Consider the following 19,351-nt stretch of genomic DNA (forward strand, 5'->3'; position numbering starts at 1 on the left):
AGACCTACGGGTGCCGCGGAAAGCGTGCCAACGCCGACGGCGGACCGATGCTGCCATGAAGGCCGGGAAAAACCTTCGATGGCACGCTGGGCGAAGCCCGCAAGGGTGGAGATCGGCGTGGTCTGGAACGGGAGCTGCCCTCGGGTGGCGACTGGCAGGACCGTCAAAATCAAGGCTGGCCTGGCGCGACGACTTTACGGAAGTTGCTGCCTTAACCGGTTCCTGATCTGACAGGGAGGCGCTGGGAGAAATCCCAGCGCCGACTGTCTTTTTGAGATCTGCTTGCCGGGCAGTCTGCTGCGTTGCGTCGCCAGACGGGCGAGCGGCACCCGCGGGATAGACCCACCGTCGGTAACCCCTTTCGCGCTTTGTTGCGGAGCCTGGCTGTTCCCCGCGTCAAAATCGGATAGGGCGCTTCACCGTTTCACGGAAACGGCGAAACGCACTACCTCTTTGTTCTTACGCAATTCCGGACGGAAAACCGCTCACACTTTTCCTGGAATTGCTCTAACGTTCAGCGTGACGTGAAGAGGGATGCTTCATGCCGCTGATCCGCAAGTTTGCCCTCGCCGGCATCTCCGCCGACCATGCGGACCTTTGCCGCCCGATCGATCCGGGCGCAGCCTGACATGTTCGTGCTGCGCTGGCTGAGGCGACTCTTCAAGACAATCCTCTGGCTGATCGTCCCCGTCGTGCTGATCCCGATCGTCGGATTGGCCTACGGCTTCCTCACCATCCCTGCCCTCGATAAAGCGCCCCTGCCAGGCATCGCAGACGGCGCTCCGCCAGCAGAGCTGGCCGTGAAGGTCCGGCAGGCGATACCGGGCTATCGATCGCCCAGGTCGTGGCTCGCCTACCCGAAATGGGCGGCCGTCCACGCCGCGCGCGACTATGCCGCCTTCGTCGACGAGGACCAGCCAAGCGGCTTTCCTTACCTGTCCTACATAGGCCGTTACTGGCAGGACTATGCGGCGATCATCCGCGCAAGCTCCGTCCACGGCTTCAACACCGCCGATTACGTCATGCCGACACTCACCGGCATCGGCCTTACGATCGACTACGCCCTTCAATGGGCCTACGAGAACACCGTCGGCCGCATCACCGAGGCGACCGCCGGCAAGCGCATTGCCGCCGACATCTACCAGGCGAAGGTCGCCGGCGACTATGCCGCCTTTCTCGACAAGACGCCGTGGTATGAATTTCCCTATGCCGAAAAGCGCGCTGGGCTATTTGCCGTCGAGCCCGCCACCGGCGACGACTCCCTCCGCACCAGCGAACGCAAGCTCGCCTTCGGCCTCGCCGACACCGTCAAGCAATGGTGCGCCGATCTGGGCAGATCGGCATTGGCCACCGCCGACGACCCGGGGCCGCCCGACATCCATGTCTGGGCCAAGGGTCCGGTCGGCGAGGCGGCGCGCAACGAGCCGGACACGCTTCTCGAGCGCGATCTCGGCGGTGACGGCACCATCTTCGTCACCGGCCGCTCGCAGGCCTTTACCGGGACGATCCCGCGCCTGATCGACGAGGGAATCTCCTTCGTCGAGATCGGCGGCAATGACGAGATCATGATCACGGTGACCTCAGATGCGGAGATCACCGCTCCCGACGGCTCGCGAATCCTGTTCAGCCAGCCGATCCCGGTATCGCCCGACACACGCCGCACCGCGCTGACCGTCGCCGTGCGCAAGCTGCACTTCGTCCTGCCGGCCCTGGCCAAGGCCGGTGCCAGATTGGAACATGTCTATGCCGATGACTGAGGCATTTCGGTCACAGTCGTCGGCTGAGCAACCTTCGGAAACGTCGCGTCATCCACATTTCACAATCGCGGCCAAATCCCGCCTTGTTCGGCATGGATTGATGCGAGTGGGATGGGGAGAAATTTCGAAGGGACAAGACCGTGATCAAGACCGCCCTTGTCGCCATGACCATCGTCGGCTGCGACTGCGACGCCAAGCTGTGCGAATATATCGGCGAGACGCCGGCCAAATGGGCGACGGTCGCCGACTGCGAGGCGGCGATGAAGAGCCAGATGCTGCATCAGCGTAATTTCAACTATCCGCTGGTTTCAGGCATCTGCCGCGTCAAGGGCTCGGCCTCTTCTTCCGAGCTTGCCGCGAAAGCCTCCAGGCCGGATCTGAAGCCCAGGAACCGCGTCGTCGAAACCATCGCCCCGCTGCCGCCCGAGCTCGACCATCGCCCGAGCGTTCCGGTCGGCGGAACGGTGACCGCGAGCGAAACGGAATCGGCGAAGCCCGTCGCCTTCGACGGATCGGTCGATGGCGGCCGCGCCGTGCTTTACCGCACCAAGGCCGGCTATGCCGTGGTCAAGACCGACCTTAGCCGCGCCGCCGGCGCGACGGTGGACGCGGCGAAGCGCTCGGCGACCTGGTTGGCGGGTCTGACGGGTCTTTGATCCGGATCACTATAGTTTAATTTTCAGGGTCTCCCAGAATTTGTCGATCAGCGGCTGTTCGGTCGCATTGTCCTGATCGCCGATGCGCGTGATGAAGAGCAGCCCCTGATCGGCGGTGCCGAAGCCGACGATCTCGAAATCCGCCCTGTCGGTGCGCGTCTTCACGATAGCCTTGAGGCYGGTCAGTTCCTTGCCGTCGGCAAGCTTGCGGGTCGTCGGCTGCTGCGTCAGCTGCCCGCCCGCCTGGACCGTTTCCTTGGTCATCTCCTGCAGCATCAGCTGGTTGAGGGAGACCGGGTTCATCTTGTCGTATTTCTGCACCACGACGAGGGTGCCGAGCGCCGAAGCCATGAGATACTGCGCGATACCGTCGCCGAGATCGGTCTTGGTCACCGAATTGGTGCTCGGATGGACGAAGGAGAATGTGCCGCCTGAGAAGGTGGCGAAATCATTGTGCTCGAGCCTTACCTTGCTGGTCTTGCCGCCGGGCAAGGATACGTCGACATCCTCGCCCGGATCGATGTCGACGCTCACGCCGTCGATCGTCAGCTTGAAGGCCTTCGGGTCCTCGGCACGGGCGGGCCCCGAGTAAAGCATGATCGCCGCGAGCGCCGCTGCCGCCAATCTCAGTCGCATATCCTGTCCTCTCCGCGCTGTTCCGGTCACCGCGTTCGATGGCGGCCTCGTTTCGGCGGCCGAAGCCGCCTCTTATCATTCCCCGATGACAATTGTCGTGGGCCGGTTCTCCGATTGATAAAGCCGGCGCATTGCCCGAAGATAATACGCAAGGATATTGGCCTTGACCGGGGGGTGTCATGACAATTGCCGTTCGTATCGCGCTATGCCTGCTGCTGGCGCTCGTTCCTTTGCACGTCCGCGCGCAAAGCGACGACAAGGCCATGATGATCGCCTCCGACGACGCCGAGATGGCGGCGGCGATCGAGAAGGCGCGATCCAGCCTGGATGAATTCCTGGCATTATCCGACACTCCGCCGCCGGGAACCGACAAGTTCAAGCTGAAAGTGATGATCGCCGACGGCAATGCGACGGAGCATTTCTGGGTCATCCCCTTCAAGCGGACCGACACCGGCTTCGTCGGCATATTGGCGAACGAGCCGGAAATCGTCCGCAACGTCGTCCTCGGCCAGAACATCGAATTCACCAGGGACGATATATCCGACTGGGGCTATACCAAAAACGGCCGTCAGGTCGGCAGCTTCACCGTCTGCGTGATGTTGAAGAAGATGTCGAAGGAGGAGGCCGAGTACATGCGCACCCAATACGGCTTCGACTGCTGAGGTCTATCCGCTCACTTGATCCCTCGCGCCGATCTTGCGCACCAGCGCCGCGGTGGCCAGCATGGCGCCGAGATCGGTGATCATCGGCGCGACATGCGCGTTGTAATCGATCGGCTGCGAGATATCCGGAAGCTCGAAGAAGTTCTTCGACCGCGGCATCAACAGAAAGCCGTCGCTGCCGCTGAGCGCCACCCGCGCCTGGTCGTAGGGCCATGTCTCGCGCAGCCAGGTCAGCGCCTGCGCCATCCGGCCGGTCACCAGCGGCCGCGCCGCCTCGACATTGTCGGTGCGGAATTCATAGGTGTCATCGAGGTCGTCGACGCCGGAAGACAGCTCCTGCATCTTTGAGGCGAACATGCCGCGGAAGAAGTGCGTTACCTTGCCGGCCTTGCGCGCCGCGACCAGTGTTCCCGGGAACGGCTCGATGGTCTCGAAGGCGACGATGACTCCTTTGAAGGCGGTCGTCTCGCTTTTGCCGGAGCCTTCCCAAAGTCTCGCCTCGTAGAGCTCGAACGGAAAATCCTCGTAGCGTCCGGAAATGACGTCGTCGAAGCTCTGCCGGCTGAAAGCGGCGACGGTTTCGCGCGGCATCCTGTCGAAGGAGCTCGGCCGCGCGCCATGTTGGTAGCGCACGTCGCGCACGAAGCCGAAGATCATCGGCAGCAGCGTGTCGCGGAAGGATTGCTGCAGCCGGGTCGCCGGCCTCAGCGCCTGGAAATAGAGCAGCACCGCGACAACCATGCCGCCGAGATAGAGAAAGACATGCGGCGTCGAGAGCCATTGTTCGTGGGGATCGGCGGCGGCGTTGAACAGCCAGGCTATCAGCGCGACGAAGACGACGACCAGGCCGACGAACACCGGCACCCGCCAGCGCACCTGCCGCTGGACCGACGCCCGTTTCGCCTCATAGTCCTCGATGCCGTGCCTGATCCCCGCGATCACCGCCTCGCTCGGCATGAAATCCGCTGCTTCCATGGCCCACCCCCGGCCGCCACTGAGACGCGGCCATGATAGCGCTTTTCACGCGAAAGTCGCCTGCGCTCGCTGCGGTCGGCGGCTAGGCCTGCGACATTGGAAAAATCGCCTCCAGCCGGGCCGCGACCCGGTGCTTGAGCGCGCCATCCAGAGCCTCGACCGGCACCAGCCGCTCATGACCTCTATCGGCGAGGCGCATGAAGAAGTGCTGCCGGTAGGCGGCTATGGCGCCGCGCGTGGCGGCATCGGCGCTGACATCGACAATAAGAATGGAGCCGATGCGCCCGGGCCATGGCTGCCTGGCAAGGGCCGTTCCGAGGAAATCGCCAAGCCCATAGGCGATCACGCTGTCGCCGATGCGCTCGATGGGCTGCAAGACATGAGCGTGGTGCCCGGTGATCAGCCGGGCGCCATGATCAGCCAGCCGCCTCGCCAGCGCTCGGGTCTCCGGCCTCGGAAAGTGCCGGAACTCCCAGTCCCAATGCGGCACGGCGCAGGTGAGGTCGATGCCGGAAACGGCGGCGCGCGGCCATTCGGCGGCATGCATCGAGATGCGTTCTTCGAACGGCGCGGCGCCCGTGTTGCGCCAGAGCGTGAAGGCCGCAAAGCCGATCGTCAGCGATCCGGCCGCATGACGCTGGACAGGTCCGCCGGCAACCGTGCCGATGGTTCGGATCCCGAGCCGGCTCAGCGCCGCGAGCGTTTCCTCGAAACCGGCGATGCCCTGGTCGAGCATGTGGTTGTTGGCCAGGGACAGAACGAGCCTGCCGCGCGCGATGCCGGCGGCTGCGAGCGCATCGGCCAGGAAACGCTCGCTCATCGCATGATGCGTGCCGAGCCACGTGCCCATCGCCGCATATGCGCGCTCGACGATCGGACTTTCGCAATTGCCGACCACGAGGTCGGCGGACGAAAGCAGCGTCGTGATGGCCGGAGCGCATTCCGGCGCATCGCGATTGGCAACCGCAGAGATGTCGCCGACGAAGGCCAGCCGCACCGTCCGCCTGGGCTTCGGATCGAGCAACACCGCCGCGGACGCCGTAAACCCGCTTCTGTCGCCGCCAAGCGACGGTCTCAGCAGGCGCGGCAGCCACGACAGTTTGTAGGCAAGCGGATAGTTCGACACGGGTCCATCCAGTTTCGACCTGTGTAGACTGTCTGGCAGGCCGGTTGAAGCGGGTCACCCCGCGACCGAAATGCGTGTATGCTCGCCGGCAGTGGAGGGCGATGAYGATGCTTAGAGCGATCCTTGCAGCAACCTTGTTTGCAGTCCTGCCGGCGTCCTTCGCCTGGGCGGAGATGCCGGACGCAGCCAAGTCCATGTTCGAGGCGAAGAGCGTGGCCGAGCGGAACACGGCATTGTCGACGCTGGAAGCGGCAGCGGCGAAGGACCCGGCCTCGGCCTATGCGGCCGGCGCCGGCGAATTCTTCACCGCGCTCGAGCTTCTCGCCGGCGGCCTGCATCGCCACGGTTTCGAGAGCCCGAAATCCTTCATGCTGCCGCTGATGCAGTTGCCCGTGCCCGACAACCCCAACCCGCAGCCGCTGACCTACGAAGAATTCCGCGCCATCCTGGTCGCCTTCCGCGACCGGCTCGAAAAATCCGCCGCCACGCTGGGCTCCGTGCCAAAAGATGCCGACATCGGCATGGTCGTCGATCTCACCCGCGCCGGCATCGATCTCAACGAAGACGGCACGATTGCGCCGGACGAAAGCTTCGCCGCGATCATGGCGTCGCTCTCACGCGGCGGCATCGACACCGGCAATGCGGCGCCTTCGCTCACCTTCCGCTTCGACCGCGCCGACGGTTTCTGGTTGCAAGGCTATGCCGAATTCCTGATGGCGCAGGCCGATTTCTGGCTGGCGCATGATTTCCGCAATGCCTTCGACGGCTCGTTCCACATGCTCTTCCCGCGCGCCAAACTGCCGCTGCAGGACGCGCTGGTGCCGCTGGACGGCGGCATGAGCGGCAACATGTTCGCCTCGGAATGGCGCTTTGCGGACTTCATCTCGCTGGTGCATCTCGTCAACTGGCCGGTGATCGAGCCGGAACGCCGGCAGGCCGCGCGCCGCCACCTGCTGGAGATGATCCGGCTGTCGCGCGAGGACTGGAAAGCGATCCTGGCCGAGACCGACAATGACCGCGAATGGTTGCCGGGACCGCAGCAGAAGGGCCTCAATCCGCTGACCGGCCTCGAGGTCGGCGAGGAACAGGTGCAGGCCTGGCTCGCCACGCTGACTTTGGCCGAGGACCTTCTCGAAGGCCGCGCGCTGCTGCCGCATTTCCGCATCGCCGGCAAGGGCATCAACATGAAGCGCTTCTTCGACGAGCCGAAACCCTTTGACCTCGTGCTGTCGATCACCGGCCCCGGCATCGCGCCCTATCTCGAAAGCGGCAGGATCCTCAGCAGCGACGATTTCGACCAGATCCAGCGCGAGTTCGGCGGCGCCGGATTCTTGACCTTCGCGCTGTGGTTCAACTGAGTCTTGGGTTCCTCGCCCCCATGAAATGGGGGAGAAGTGGCTCGGCGAAGCCGAGACGGAGAGGGGAGCGCCGGTTCGGGCGGCGAAAGCGCCTCAAGGAGAAGGGCTTCCGCCTTACGAAGCCCCCTCTCCGTCCGCTTCGCGGACACCTCTCCCCCGCCTCTGGCGGGGGCGAAGAACCTTTGAGGTCGGCGTTCGCTCTCCCATCGGATCATGACGCCCCTCCTGACAGCCTTCTGTCAGCAGCGTCCGCGCCCGGCCGGCGCCCATGCACTCGGCTCTTTCCATTTTGGCCGAGTCCACCCATATTCGGGGCATGGCCAGACATCCTGACAAGAAGACGCCTTCGCAAGACGGCGCGCCGAAGCGGCGCAGCCCACTGACCGAATTCCTCGACGCCGCCGAGCCGTTGAAGCCGGGTGGTTTCGCCGAGGCGCCGCAGGCCGAATTTTCCGGCGCGCCGCTGACCGGCTCGATCTCCGATTGGGTCGGGGAGATCGAGCGCGAGGCGGAAAAGCAGCCGAAGGCGAAAGCTCCCAAAAAGATCCCCGAACGCTCGTCGGCGCCCGGGCGCACCGCGCGCGGCACCTCGATGGGCGGCGCAGCCTCGGCCAAGGAACGCGCGGCCGCCGGCCTCAATCCGGTGGCCGGCCTCGACATCAGCCTGGAGGACGCCGAGCAGGTTTCCTCGAGCGGCGTCACCGCGACCGTCGCCGCGCTGTCGGCGCTGATCGAATCCGGCAATCCGCTGCACAAGGACGGCCAGCTTTGGACGCCGCACCGTCCGGCCCGACCGGAAAAATCGGAAGGCGGCATCGCCATCAAGATGGTGTCGGATTTCGAACCGGCCGGCGACCAGCCGACCGCCATCAAGGACCTCGTCGAAGGCGTCGAGCAGAACGACCGCACCCAGGTGCTGCTCGGCGTCACTGGCTCGGGCAAGACCTTCACCATGGCCAAGGTGATCGAGGAGACGCAGCGCCCTGCCCTGATCCTGGCGCCCAACAAGACGCTGGCCGCGCAGCTCTACGCCGAGTTCAAGAAGTTCTTCCCCGAGAACGCGGTCGAGTATTTCGTCTCCTACTACGACTATTACCAGCCGGAGGCCTACGTCCCACGTACCGACACCTATATCGAGAAGGAATCCTCGATCAACGAGCAGATCGACCGCATGCGCCACTCGGCAACGCGCTCGCTGCTGGAGCGTGACGACGTCATCATCGTCGCCTCGGTGTCCTGCATCTACGGTATCGGCTCGGTCGAGACCTATACGGCGATGACCTTCCAGATGCAGGTCGGCGACCGGCTCGACCAGCGCTCGTTGCTGGCCGACCTCGTCGCCCAGCAATACAAGCGCCAGGACGTCAACTTCGTGCGCGGCTCGTTTCGCGTGCGCGGCGACACGATCGAGATCTTCCCGGCCCACCTTGAGGATCGCGCCTGGCGCATCTCGATGTTCGGCGACGAGATTGAATCGATCACCGAATTCGATCCGCTGACCGGCCAGAAGACGGGCGAGCTGAAGAGCGTCAAGATCTACGCCAACTCGCACTATGTGACGCCGCGCCCGACGTTGAATCAAGCCATCAAGTCGATCAAGGAAGAGCTCAAGCACCGCTTGCAAGAGCTTGAAAAGGCTGGCCGTTTGCTGGAAGCGCAACGCCTGGAGCAGCGCACGCGCTTCGATCTGGAGATGCTGGAGGCGACCGGTTCCTGCGCCGGCATCGAGAACTATTCGCGCTATCTCACGGGCCGCCAGCCGGGCGAGCCGCCGCCGACCTTGTTCGAATATGTGCCGGACAATGCGCTGATCTTTATCGATGAAAGCCATGTCACCGTGCCGCAGATCGGCGGCATGTATCGCGGCGACTTCCGCCGCAAGGCGACGCTGGCCGAGTACGGCTTCCGCCTGCCCTCCTGCATGGACAACCGGCCGCTGCGTTTCGAGGAATGGGATGCCATGCGCCCGCTCTCGGTCGCGGTTTCGGCGACGCCGGGTGCCTGGGAATTGGAACAGTCCGGCGGCGTCTTCGCCGAGCAGGTCATCCGCCCGACTGGCCTGATCGACCCGCCGGTCGAGGTGCGTCCGGCCAAGAGCCAGGTCGACGACGTCGTCGGCGAGATCCGCGACACCACCCGGGCCGGCTACCGGACGCTGGTCACCGTGCTGACCAAGCGCATGGCCGAGGACCTGACCGAATACCTGCACGAGAACGGCATCCGCGTCCGCTACATGCATTCCGACATCGACACGCTGGAGCGCATCGAGATCCTGCGCGACCTGCGCCTCGGCGCCTTCGACGTGCTGGTCGGCATCAACCTCTTGCGCGAGGGCCTCGACATTCCCGAATGCGGCTTCGTCGCCATCCTCGATGCCGACAAGGAAGGCTTCCTGCGCTCGGAGACCTCGCTGATCCAGACCATCGGCCGCGCCGCGCGAAACGTCGACGGCAAGGTCATCCTCTATGCCGACCAGATCACCGGCTCGATGGAGCGGGCGATGGCTGAGACCAACCGCCGCCGCGAGAAGCAGATGGAGTGGAACGCCGCCAACGGCATCACGCCGGAATCGGTCAAGTCGCGCATCGCCGACATTCTCGACTCGGTCTACGAGAAGGACCATGTCCGCGCCGACATCTCGCAGTTCACCGACGATGCCGGAGCGATGATCGGCAACAATCTGAAGACCCATCTCGAGGCGCTGGACAAGCAAATGCGCGATGCCGCCGCCAATCTCGACTTCGAGAAGGCGGCGCGCATCCGCGACGAGATCAAGCGGCTGCGCGAGATGGAGCTCGCCATCTCCGACGACCCGCTGGCGCGCGAGGTGGAAAGCCAAAGTCCTGCATCCGGGCGCGAAAAGGGCAAGCACAACAAGGGCGTCGCCAAACACCGCACCGCCGAGGAGCAGGAGCGGTTCCGCAGGCTCGACGAAGCCCGCGCCGCCGAGGAGGCGGCCAAGGCTGCCCGCCCCAACATGTTCCGCAAGCCGCATCTGGACGAGATGGGCGCCGACGGCGCCGTGCCGGTGAAGAAGCCCCTCTTCGCCAAGCCCTCGCTCGACGACATGGGCCCCGGCACGGACATGGCGACGCCGGCAGGGGCGGTGTCGCGCTCGCTGTTCAAGAAGCAGACGGCGCAGGAAGCGCATGGCTCCGATTTCGGCATTCCCGGCGACCGCACCAGGCCGCTGTTCCGCAAGAATTCGCTCGACGAGATGACGGTGCGGCGAACGGAGAAACCGGTGGAAGGAAAGAAGCCGGCGAAGCCCCAGCCAATTTCTCCCACGCCGGAAGGCCGCGACGACAAACCCATCGTCCGCCAACGTTCGGGCATCGGCTCCTACGAGGACCCGGCCGACGAGCGCCGCCAAAAGCGTCGACCGGGCAAGACCGGACGGCCGGGGCAGTAGCGCCTTCTTCCTTCTCCCCTTGTGGGAGAAGGTGTCGCCGAAGGCGACGGATGAGGGGGGCTCCAGATGCCACCAGCGTCTCACTCCGCTGGAGCACCCCTCATCCGTCTCGGCGCTGTCGCGCCGATCCACCTTCTCCCACAAGGGGAGAAGGGGAAGGGCGCCACTTGCCACCAACCCCTCCCCAGTGTACCCAATCCCCAACTCGAACTTCTGGAAGGAGGGCTGCGTGAACTACTATCACCATCGTCAGCGTGGCCCGATTTGCGCCCTGCGAGCTTGCTTGCAGGGCTGACCAGGACGGTCCGGGTTCTCTTCCCGTTTCGATTTTTGGTCTGCCCTTCGTGGTGCCGCTGAGCTTGGCCTGATGGCCTGTCGGCGCACCGTCAAAGTGCATCGGACCGGAGCGCGCCTCCGGGCAGACCAGAGAAATCGACATGGCCTTGATCAGCCTCAAATCCCTCGGCGTCACCATGAGTGCGCCGCTCTTCTCCAATCTCGACCTTACCATCGGCGCCGGCGACCGGCTCGGCATCGTCGCGGCCAATGGCCGTGGCAAATCCACACTTCTCAAATGCCTGGCCGGCGAATTCGAAGCCACCTCCGGCGACATCACCCGTTCACGCGGCCTGCGCGTCGGCCACGTCGAGCAATCCGTCCCCGACGCATTGCTCGGCCGCGGCTTCCATGACGTCGTCGCCGACGCCTTGCCGGCCGACCAGCGCGATAGCGAGTTCTGGCGGGTCGACGTGGTGCTGGATTCGCTCGAAGTGCCGGAAGACATGCGCGGCCGGCCGATGCGGGCGCTGAGCGGCGGCTGGCAGCGGCTGGCGCTGATCGCCCGCGTCTGGGTCACCGATCCGGACATGCTGCTGCTCGACGAGCCGACCAATCATCTCGACCTCGCCAGGATCGCCCAGCTGGAAACATGGCTCAACGCGTTGCCGCGCGAGGTGCCGGTGATCATCGCCAGCCACGACCGTGCCTTCCTCGACGCCACCACCAGCCGCACGCTGTTCCTGCGTCCCGAAGACTCGCCGGTGTTCGCGCTGCCCTATTCGCGCGCCAGGCAGGCGCTCGACGAGCTCGACGCCTCGACGGCGCGCAAGTTCGAGCGCGACATGAAGATCGCCCAGCAGTTGCGCAAGCAGGCCGCCAAGCTCAACAACATCGGCATCAATTCCGGCAGCGACCTTCTGACGGTGAAGACCAGGCAGCTCAAGGATCGGGCCGAGAAGCTGGAGGATGCCGCCGTACAAGCGCATCGCGAGCGCTCGGCCGGCGCGATCAGGCTGGCGAACCGCGGCACCCACGCCAAGGTGCTGATCACGCTCGAGGACGCGGCGGTCGAAACGCCTGACGGCACGCTGCTGTTCAGGACCGGCAAGCGCCACATCTGCCAGGGCGATCGCATCGTGCTGCTTGGCCGCAACGGCGTCGGCAAGACGCGCTTCATCGCGATGATCCGCGACGCCGTCGCCGAGCCGGGATCGGTCGCGAACGTCAAGGTGACGCCGTCGACCGTGCTCGGTTACAGCGACCAGGCGCTGTCGGGCATTGACGGCGAGGACACGCCGCTGGCGATGCTCTCGCACCGCTTCGAGGTCGGCGAGCAGCGCGCCCGCTCGCTGCTCGCCGGCGCCGGCGTCGCGATCGAGATGCAGGAGAGGAAGATCGGCGTTCTGTCCGGCGGACAGAAGTCGAGGCTGATGATGCTGGTGCTCCGGCTCATCCAGCCCAACTTCTATCTGCTCGACGAGCCGACCAACCATCTTGACATCGACGGCCAGGAAGCATTGGAGGACGAGTTGCTGACGCACCAGGCGAGCTGCCTGCTCGCCTCGCATGACCGCTCCTTCATCCGCGCCGTCGGCAACCGCTTCTGGCTGATCGACAAGCGGCGGCTGACTGAGGTCGACGACCCGGAGGCGTTCTTCCGCTCGGTCGCCGAAACGCCGAATTGAGTGACGGCGCATCAGCCGGGCCGGCACTCAAAGTAGTGCCGGCCCGACAATACTTTTCCACTTGCTAAAAAAGGAGCATCTTGAATCGCTCAGCCATGGAGGGAACGGGCCATGCGTGCAGTGGACATCGTCAGCAATCTCTACCAGGCCTATGCGGACCGCGATATCGAGGGTGCCCTGGCGCGGTGCGCCGAGGATGTCGTGTTCCGATGGATTGCCGATCCCAGGCAATCGCGCCATGCCGGCATCGCGCATGGCAAGCAGGAATTCCTTTCCAGGTTGCTGGCGCTCGACGACGACTTCGAATACCGGCACTTCGTCCCGGTCGACATCATCGACGGCGGCGACAAGGTCGCGGCACAGGTCGAGATCCACATGACGCGCCGCGCCACCGGCGAGGAGTTCATCATGCGCACCGCCAATTTCTGGACGGTGCGCGACGGCGAGATCGTCGAGATGGTGGAATATTACGACACCGCGCTGGCCGCGTCGATGCTCTGAAAAAGATTGCAGCGACCTGTCGGATCGCTTGTTGCCGCCTCGTCCTTGGGATGCCGACGCGATGATGCCGGCATCAACCAGGGAGAAACCAACATGTCGGTACTGTCATCCATCGGCCGTCTCGCCAACCGCTATGCCGCGGCCCGTGCCCGCTACCGCAGCGAGCGCATCCTGCTTTCACTGCCCGCCGAGTTGCGCAAGGACATCGGCTTTCCGGAGATTTTCGAAACGCGCGAAAGCCGCCGCGCCGCCACTTTCTCGGCGAAGGTCATATAAAGCTGCAAATCCCATGCGATTGTTCTCCGGTCGCCCGAGCTGCCGGAAACCGGCCCTTTAAGAAATTTTCGGGAGGCATGTAGGATCGCCGCCGCTTCATCCGTCCTTGGGTGGCAAACCCGATCAAACCCCGTGAAGAGGAACACGAGAATGAACGATCAGACCCCGCCCCGCGCCAAGGTCCTTGGCGGATTGACCCCCTACCTGCAGGTCGACGGCGCCATCAAGGCCGCCGAATTCTACAAGAAGGCTTTCGGCGCGGAGGAAGTGTTCGCCTATCCGCCGGACGACAAGGGCCGCACCATGCACATCCATCTCTATGTCAACGGCTCGACGCTGATGCTGGGCGATGCCTATCCCGAACACGGCCATCCGCACCAGGCGGCGCAGGGCTACACGCTGCAGCTCCATCTCGGCAGCGACGACATCGATGCCTGGTGGAAGCGCGCGGTCGATGCCGGCTGCGAGATCGTCACGCCGCTGCAGGTGATGTTCTGGGGCGACCGCTGGGGCCAGGTGAAAGATCCCTTCGGCGTCGCCTGGGCGATGAACGCGCCGGTGAAGTGATTTCCCAGCGAGCAGGCGTCGCCCCGAGGGATGGCGCGCTCACTCGCGCCGGGTCGTTCCCCGCCGACCCGGCGCTTGTTTTTCACCAAGGAGTCTCATCATGTCCTATGTCGATGGTTTCGTGATCGCCGTGCCGAGGGCAAATCTCGATGACTACAAGAAGCTGGCCAACACCGCCGGCCCGATATGGATGGAGCACGGCGCGCTCTCCTATGTCGAATGCGTCGGCGATGACGTGCCCTATGGCGAGCTGACCTCGTTCCCGCGCGCCGTTCAAGCCAAGGACGACGAGGTCGTCATCTTCGCCTGGGTCGTTTACGAGTCCAGGCAGAGCCGCGACGCGGTCATGGCCAAGGTGATGGCCGACGCGCGTCTCAAGATGGATTGGTCAGCCATGCCGTTCGACGGCAAGCGCATGATCTTCGGCGGCTTCCAGCCGTTCTTGGAGCTTTGAGGAACTCTGCCCCAAGCTGGGTTGAGATTGAGGTCAGGCCGAGTCGAGAATGGTGGTTCCCGAGAACCGGAGCGGAGCGTACTTAAAGTACGTGAGCACCGGAAGCGCAGGGAACCGCCGTTCGCAGGCCGGCCTCACCTCAATATCAGCCCAGCTTGTCGAGCAGCGGCTTCAGCCGGTCCCCATACCGCTTCCACAGGTCGACCGAGCCCTGATACATGGGCTGGCGCACCTGCGCGGCCGAAGCCGTGCGCACCGGTCGGTCCGTCTCGTGGAAGGACAGCAGCTTGTCGTCCCAGGGCAGGCCGAGATACGCCATCAACGCCCGCGTCTGCCCTTCCTGGTCGGCGACGAAATCCTCATAGCGCACATCGTGCACGACGCCCGGCAGCACCTTGTGCCAATGCGCCATGATGTCGGTGTAGAGGTTATGGAAATCGGCGAGCTCGCCGAGGTCGTAACCGTAGCGGTGGCTGTCGCCGCGGAAATGCACCTTGAAGATCGACAGGCACGTGGCCGCCGCGTCGCGCGCGCAATGGACGATCTTGGCCTTCGGCAGCATCATGTGCAGGAAGCCGACCAGCAGGAAGTTGCCCGGCATCTTGTCGGTGACATGGCGGTAGCCCGGATAGCGGGCATGCAGCATGTCGAGATAGGCCTGGCCGGCCTCGGCGAAGGCCTTGTCGGGCATGTCGGCGATACCGCCGGGGAAGCCGCCCGGCATGCTCATCGGAAACTGCTTGCCGACGGCCGTCTTGAGGATGTTCAACTCGCCGGCGCCAAGGACCTGCGGGTGGCTGGCGATGATCTGCTCGACCAGCGTCGTGCCGGAACGCGGCATGCCGACGACGAAGATCGGCGTGTCGTCGGAAATGTCGCTTGGCCGGTGCTTCTCGAAGAAGGCGGTGTCGAAGGCCGCCTTCATCGCCTCGAATTCGCCGCGCGTGCGCGCGGGATCGTAGGCGATCGCCCTGCGGCGGATGGCATTGCCCTCGGCGAAATAGTCGAAGGCGCGGCCATAATCCTTGAGGTCGTCATTGGCCTTGCCCAGGCCGAAGGAAAGCTGCATGCGTGCCAGGCTGCCCTGCGGCGCCTTGGCGTGCTCGGCCTCCATGCCGGCAAGCTCCTTGTCGCGCTCGGTCTGGCGCTTGACCTGCGTGAGCAGCAGCCAAGCCTTGGCCATGTTCGGGGCGATCGCCAGCGCCTGGCGGGCGAGATCCGCCGCCTCGTCGAGCTTGCCCTTCTCCATCATCGCGACGCCCAGCCCATAGAGAAGCTCGGCGTCCTTCGGCCGGATCGACAGCGCCTCGCGGAACAGCTTGATCGCCTCGTCCAGCCGTCCGGCTTCCTGCAGCGTCTCGGCAAGGCCGATGCGTGCGCGGACATGGAACGGGTTGCGGCCGATCGTGCCGCGATAGATTTCCTCGGCCGCTTCGAACTGGCCGAGCTGCGTCAGCGACGAACCGAGATTGTCGCGCGCGGCCAATTGGTCGGGCCGGATATCCACCGCGCCGCGGAAGAAATCGATCGCGGCGGCGACGCGCCCGAGATCGCGCATGACCGTGCCCATATTGTTGAGGAAGTCGGCATTCTCGGGCTGCAGCGTCACCGACTGCTCGATGAGATCGAGCCCTTCCTCGCTCCTGCCGGTCTGGTGCAGCAGCAATCCGAGGAAATGCAGCGCCGCGGCATGGTTAGGCTGCTGCCCAAGGACCTGCCGGTAGAGCGCCTCGGCCTCCTGGCGGCGCCCCGCCTGATGGAATTGCAGCGCCTTTTGCACATACGGATCGAGCGGGCTGGGCGAGCCACCAGGCCTGCCGCCGGCGTTTGCCGCTCTTCTGTGATCTTTGCTAATGGGAAACCTGCCGTATTTGTTGGTCCGCCGGACCTAAGCCATACGGGCAAGAGATTCAAGACTAATGCATGTCGCCCAGAAGCGCGCAGCGGTTATGGGACAACGACATGCATCAAAACAAAGACTTAAACCGCGTCGCCGGAAATCCGTTTCAGCGCGACGCGCTTTAAGCGTCAGCGCGCGTCGCGGTGTCCATTTGCGCGGATGGACACCGCCGTCCCTTTCAACACGGTCCGTCGCCGACGATGCGATAGTCCGCCGCGCGGGCCTCGCATGCGTTCGGGAAGGTGCGCACTTGCCCGTGGCGCCTGGCGCAGACCGGAGCATATTCGCGCGTGCAGAACGTCTGCTCCCCACCACCGCCGCCGCCATCACGGCAAGCACCTTCCCGCAGGATGCGGTAGCCTTCCCGTTCGGCCAGGCAGGCATTGGCGAAGGTCTGGCGGTCGCCGCCGCGCCGGGCGCAAACCGGTTGGTACTGCATGGTGCAGAGCTGCGGATGCGGCCTGGGCGGGCGCGGGCGCGGGCCATCGTCGACGACCACGGTACAGGCCGCCAGCAGCGCGGACAGGATGAGAATGACAAAACCCTGACGCGAGACCGCAAGAAATCTCATATGTCCCTCCTCCGTCCCGGCCCGGTGACGCCGGCTCGCGATATCCTCGCATCCTGCGCGGTAAACGCAACCACTGTTTGTGGAGCCACCGTGGCCTGCGGTCGCCGCCCTCATTCTGGCCTATGCTTGGCCCGTCTCTGGCCGATGACCGGTGATGAGGCCGGGTCTATCGAAGCCCCAGCGTTGGACGCGCCGAAGGCCGCCCGCGAGCGTCATCTTGCAACCATCACGTTTCCGTGTAATAAAAACCATRTTCGGGCATTTGCGACCCGGAGAGCGGCACGTTTTGGACGACCTTTCCCCGACAAGTGTGAATCTCTGACAACCCCGTTTTTCGGCGGGGGGTTTGACCATGCGCGAATGCATGACCGCCGAAGCAACCACCGGGATTTGCCCAAGGCGCGAGGCAGCGGGCAAACCACAAGACTGACACGGGTGAAGGAGTTTTCCCCAATGGCCCAGACCGGTACCGTAAAGTTCTTCAATGCCACCAAAGGCTTCGGCTTCATCACGCCGGATGGCGGCGCCAAGGACGTGTTCGTCCATATCTCCGCGATCGAGGCGTCCGGCCTGCGCACGTTGGTCGACGGCCAGAAGGTCACATTCGACGTCGAGCCGGACCGCATGGGCAAGGGCCCGAAGGCGGTCAACCTGCGCGCCGCCTGATCTCGAAGCAGCCTGTCCTTGCGGATGCAATGGTGCGGCGGGATCATAAATCGGCTTGCGGGCAGGCCCGAAATTGCGAAGGCGCGACGATATCGTCGCGCCTTTTTCGCACGCAAATGCTTGGATCGGCAGGCGAAAACTTTCTCTTGCCGATAGCGCTAAAATAAAGGACAAATTTCCTCTCGGGCAGTTTGCCGGCCCGAGACTTGACTTGATGGGATCAAAGGAGTTTCCCATGCCGCAGACCGGCACCGTCAAATTCTTCAACCATGCCAAGGGCTTCGGCTTCATCACGCCCGATGATGGCGCGAAGGATGTCTTCGTCCACATTTCGGCCGTGCAGGCGTCGGGCCTTCCCGGTCTTGAGGATGGGCAGAAAGTGACATTCGACACCGAGCCGGACAAGCGCGGCAAGGGTCCGAAGGCCGTCAATCTGTCGATCGGCTAAGCCGACTCGCGACGGATCCGACGGAGGCTACGCCAGGCGGGACCGCTCCCGCCCGGTACAGGGCTGTGCCCAAGCCTCGAAATCGCCCTAGCTCGAAAATCGCCAGCTTCAAAAATCGCTTGGGCCGAGTTCCGTTCAGCCTCCGTTCAGCCACGGTCTTCTATTAACCTTTGCTAAAGCCGGCCCGTATCCCCCGAAAAAATGCGCGGGCCGGCGTGAAGGAGACCGAAAATGAACCGCTTTCTCAAGACCGCCATCCTGAGCGTTGGCATTGCCGCGACCACCTTGGCCACCTTCTCGGCGGCCAATGCGGATGACTGGCGCTGGCACCATCATCGCAGCCACGGCGGCGACGCCCTCGCCGCCGGTGTCGTCGGCCTCGCGGCAGGCGCCCTGATCGGCAGCGCGCTGAGCAACCCCGGTCCGCGCTATTACGAGCCGGCCTATGGTGACGACTACTATGTCGACCGGCCGGTGCGCCGCTACTACGTGCAGCAGCCCCGCTACGTCTATGCCGACCGCTACGCCGAGCCGTGGACCCGCGGCTGGTACGAGTATTGCTCGGACCGTTACCGCACCTTCAACTCGCGCACCGGCACCTTCACCGGCAATGACGGCGCCCAGCATTTCTGCGTCGCCAACTGACCGAAGCTACCGAAGCTCCGAGTAATCGCTGGGTTCCCTGCCCACGAAAGCGCCGCCTCGAGCGGCGCTTTTCTTTGCTTGCAGGTCAGGTCAGAAACGGATTGGTCCGCCTTTCATCGCCAAAACGGCTGCCTGGACCATGGCCGCAGATGAAACCGACATCGTCGCCGAGCGGCAGAAGCTTTTGCTTGATCGAGGCAATCAGGGCGGCATGGTCGCCGCCGGGCAGATCGGTGCGCCCGACCGAGCCACGAAACAGCACGTCTCCGACATGCGCGAATTTAGCCGCGCGGTTGTAGTAGACCACGTGGCCCGGCGCATGTCCCGGGCAATGCAGCACTTCGAACACATGCTCGCCGAACGACACAGTCTCGCCTTCGGTGAGGAAGCGATCCGGCACGCAATTGCGCACCGGATCGGTGAGGCCAAAACGCCTGGCCTGGTTCTCGAGATTGGCAAGCAGCGGCTTGTCGGCCTCGTGCGGGCCGATAATGTCGATGCCCAGCGCGTCCTTCAGCTCCATCGCGCCGCCGGCATGGTCGATATGGCCATGCGTGATCCAGATCGCGCCGGCGGTGATGGCATTGTCCTTCAGCACCGACAGTATCTGGTCGACATCGCCGCCGGGATCGACGACGACGCCCGTCTTGTCGTCCATATCGAACAGGATGGTGCAGTTCTGCTGGAACGGCGTGACCGGCACGATACCGGCATTAAGCTGACCCATAACGTTCCTTTCCAAGTTTCGCCCTGATGTAGACAGGCGTGCTAGGCGCG

General features: G+C 64.3%; 19 protein-coding genes. 13 read left to right on the plus strand and 6 right to left on the minus strand.

From position 1 onward, the window contains the following. Window positions 1-629 precede the first annotated feature (629 nt). Together LCM4577_RS18435 and LCM4577_RS18440 are read left to right on the plus strand one after the other, a co-directional pair. The gene (locus LCM4577_RS18435) at window positions 630-1,757 is read left to right on the plus strand and encodes a hypothetical protein (protein ID WP_071072738.1); all 1,128 of its coding nucleotides are present in this window, start codon (window positions 630-632) and stop codon (window positions 1,755-1,757) included. 140 nt (window positions 1,758-1,897) lie between these two features. After that, window positions 1,898-2,413 (plus strand): hypothetical protein, encoded by a 516-nt coding sequence (locus tag LCM4577_RS18440; protein ID WP_071034672.1) that lies wholly within the window; start codon window positions 1,898-1,900, stop codon window positions 2,411-2,413. Between the two features lie 9 nt (window positions 2,414-2,422). On the opposite strand, the gene LCM4577_RS18445 is transcribed toward LCM4577_RS18440, so the two are convergent. Beyond that, window positions 2,423-3,049, minus strand: coding sequence for a hypothetical protein (locus LCM4577_RS18445; protein ID WP_071072740.1), 627 nt, complete (start codon window positions 3,047-3,049; stop codon window positions 2,423-2,425). 179 nt (window positions 3,050-3,228) lie between these two features. Here LCM4577_RS18445 and LCM4577_RS18450 point away from each other — a divergent pair, with 179 nt between their 5' ends. Then, entirely contained in the window at window positions 3,229-3,711 is a 483-nt protein-coding gene (locus tag LCM4577_RS18450; RefSeq protein WP_071072742.1) for a YegJ family protein, read from the plus strand. Between the two features lie 3 nt (window positions 3,712-3,714). Here the strand turns inward: LCM4577_RS18450 and LCM4577_RS18455 are convergent, their stop codons facing one another. Continuing rightward, on the minus strand, window positions 3,715-4,686 hold the full coding sequence (locus tag LCM4577_RS18455) for a DUF3137 domain-containing protein (RefSeq protein ID WP_071034674.1): 972 nt from the start codon (window positions 4,684-4,686) through the stop codon (window positions 3,715-3,717). Between the two features lie 82 nt (window positions 4,687-4,768). After that, entirely contained in the window at window positions 4,769-5,812 is a 1,044-nt protein-coding gene (locus LCM4577_RS18460; RefSeq protein ID WP_071072744.1) for a CapA family protein, read from the minus strand. A 107-nt stretch (window positions 5,813-5,919) separates the two neighbouring features. On the opposite strand from LCM4577_RS18460, the gene LCM4577_RS18465 reads away from it, so the two are divergent. The 7 genes from LCM4577_RS18465 to LCM4577_RS18495 all read left to right on the plus strand — a co-directional run bounded on the left by LCM4577_RS18465 (window position 5,920) and on the right by LCM4577_RS18495 (window position 14,344). Continuing rightward, window positions 5,920-7,170: a hypothetical protein gene (locus tag LCM4577_RS18465; protein WP_371410059.1), complete on the plus strand. Its 1,251-nt coding sequence runs from the start codon at window positions 5,920-5,922 to the stop codon at window positions 7,168-7,170. Between the two features lie 316 nt (window positions 7,171-7,486). Further along, the gene (uvrB, locus tag LCM4577_RS18470; RefSeq protein WP_071072748.1) at window positions 7,487-10,582 is read left to right on the plus strand and encodes an excinuclease ABC subunit UvrB; all 3,096 of its coding nucleotides are present in this window, start codon (window positions 7,487-7,489) and stop codon (window positions 10,580-10,582) included. A 437-nt stretch (window positions 10,583-11,019) separates the two neighbouring features. Continuing rightward, a complete protein-coding gene (locus LCM4577_RS18475; protein ID WP_071072750.1) occupies window positions 11,020-12,546 on the plus strand; it encodes an ABC-F family ATP-binding cassette domain-containing protein in 1,527 nt (508 codons plus the stop codon). Window positions 12,547-12,657: 111 nt separating this feature from the next. Then, window positions 12,658-13,047, plus strand: coding sequence for a nuclear transport factor 2 family protein (locus LCM4577_RS18480; RefSeq protein ID WP_071034679.1), 390 nt, complete (start codon window positions 12,658-12,660; stop codon window positions 13,045-13,047). 93 nt (window positions 13,048-13,140) lie between these two features. Further along, complete coding sequence (locus LCM4577_RS18485) at window positions 13,141-13,323, plus strand: hypothetical protein (protein WP_040989628.1); 183 nt, start codon at window positions 13,141-13,143, stop codon at window positions 13,321-13,323. A 150-nt stretch (window positions 13,324-13,473) separates the two neighbouring features. Then, entirely contained in the window at window positions 13,474-13,890 is a 417-nt protein-coding gene (locus tag LCM4577_RS18490) for a glyoxalase/bleomycin resistance/extradiol dioxygenase family protein (RefSeq protein ID WP_071034680.1), read from the plus strand. A 100-nt stretch (window positions 13,891-13,990) separates the two neighbouring features. Then, window positions 13,991-14,344, plus strand: a complete 354-nt coding sequence (locus tag LCM4577_RS18495) for a DUF1428 domain-containing protein (protein WP_071034681.1) — start codon at window positions 13,991-13,993, stop codon at window positions 14,342-14,344. Window positions 14,345-14,489: 145 nt separating this feature from the next. Here the strand turns inward: LCM4577_RS18495 and LCM4577_RS18500 are convergent, their stop codons facing one another. Further along, window positions 14,490-16,124, minus strand: coding sequence for a tetratricopeptide repeat-containing sulfotransferase family protein (locus LCM4577_RS18500; protein WP_041010201.1), 1,635 nt, complete (start codon window positions 16,122-16,124; stop codon window positions 14,490-14,492). A 298-nt stretch (window positions 16,125-16,422) separates the two neighbouring features. Beyond that, the gene (locus LCM4577_RS18505) at window positions 16,423-16,815 is read right to left on the minus strand and encodes a Kazal-type serine protease inhibitor domain-containing protein (RefSeq protein ID WP_071072752.1); all 393 of its coding nucleotides are present in this window, start codon (window positions 16,813-16,815) and stop codon (window positions 16,423-16,425) included. Between the two features lie 453 nt (window positions 16,816-17,268). Here LCM4577_RS18505 and LCM4577_RS18510 point away from each other — a divergent pair, with 453 nt between their 5' ends. The 3 genes from LCM4577_RS18510 (at window position 17,269) to LCM4577_RS18520 (ending at window position 18,574) form a co-directional block, all read left to right on the plus strand. Beyond that, window positions 17,269-17,481 carry a cold-shock protein gene (locus tag LCM4577_RS18510; protein WP_006202520.1) on the plus strand — a complete coding sequence of 71 codons (213 nt, stop codon included), beginning with the start codon at window positions 17,269-17,271 and terminating at the stop codon, window positions 17,479-17,481. A gap of 235 nt (window positions 17,482-17,716) precedes the next feature. After that, a complete protein-coding gene (locus LCM4577_RS18515) occupies window positions 17,717-17,929 on the plus strand; it encodes a cold-shock protein (RefSeq protein WP_006202521.1) in 213 nt (70 codons plus the stop codon). Window positions 17,930-18,160: 231 nt separating this feature from the next. Then, on the plus strand, window positions 18,161-18,574 hold the full coding sequence (locus LCM4577_RS18520) for a BA14K family protein (RefSeq protein ID WP_040989633.1): 414 nt from the start codon (window positions 18,161-18,163) through the stop codon (window positions 18,572-18,574). 85 nt (window positions 18,575-18,659) lie between these two features. On the opposite strand, the gene LCM4577_RS18525 is transcribed toward LCM4577_RS18520, so the two are convergent. Next, a complete protein-coding gene (locus LCM4577_RS18525; protein ID WP_041010202.1) occupies window positions 18,660-19,301 on the minus strand; it encodes an MBL fold metallo-hydrolase in 642 nt (213 codons plus the stop codon). Window positions 19,302-19,351 lie beyond the last annotated feature (50 nt).

The sequence above is a fragment of the Mesorhizobium sp. LCM 4577 genome, assembly GCF_001854795.2.
Taxonomy (GTDB): Bacteria; Pseudomonadota; Alphaproteobacteria; order Rhizobiales; family Rhizobiaceae; genus Mesorhizobium; species Mesorhizobium plurifarium.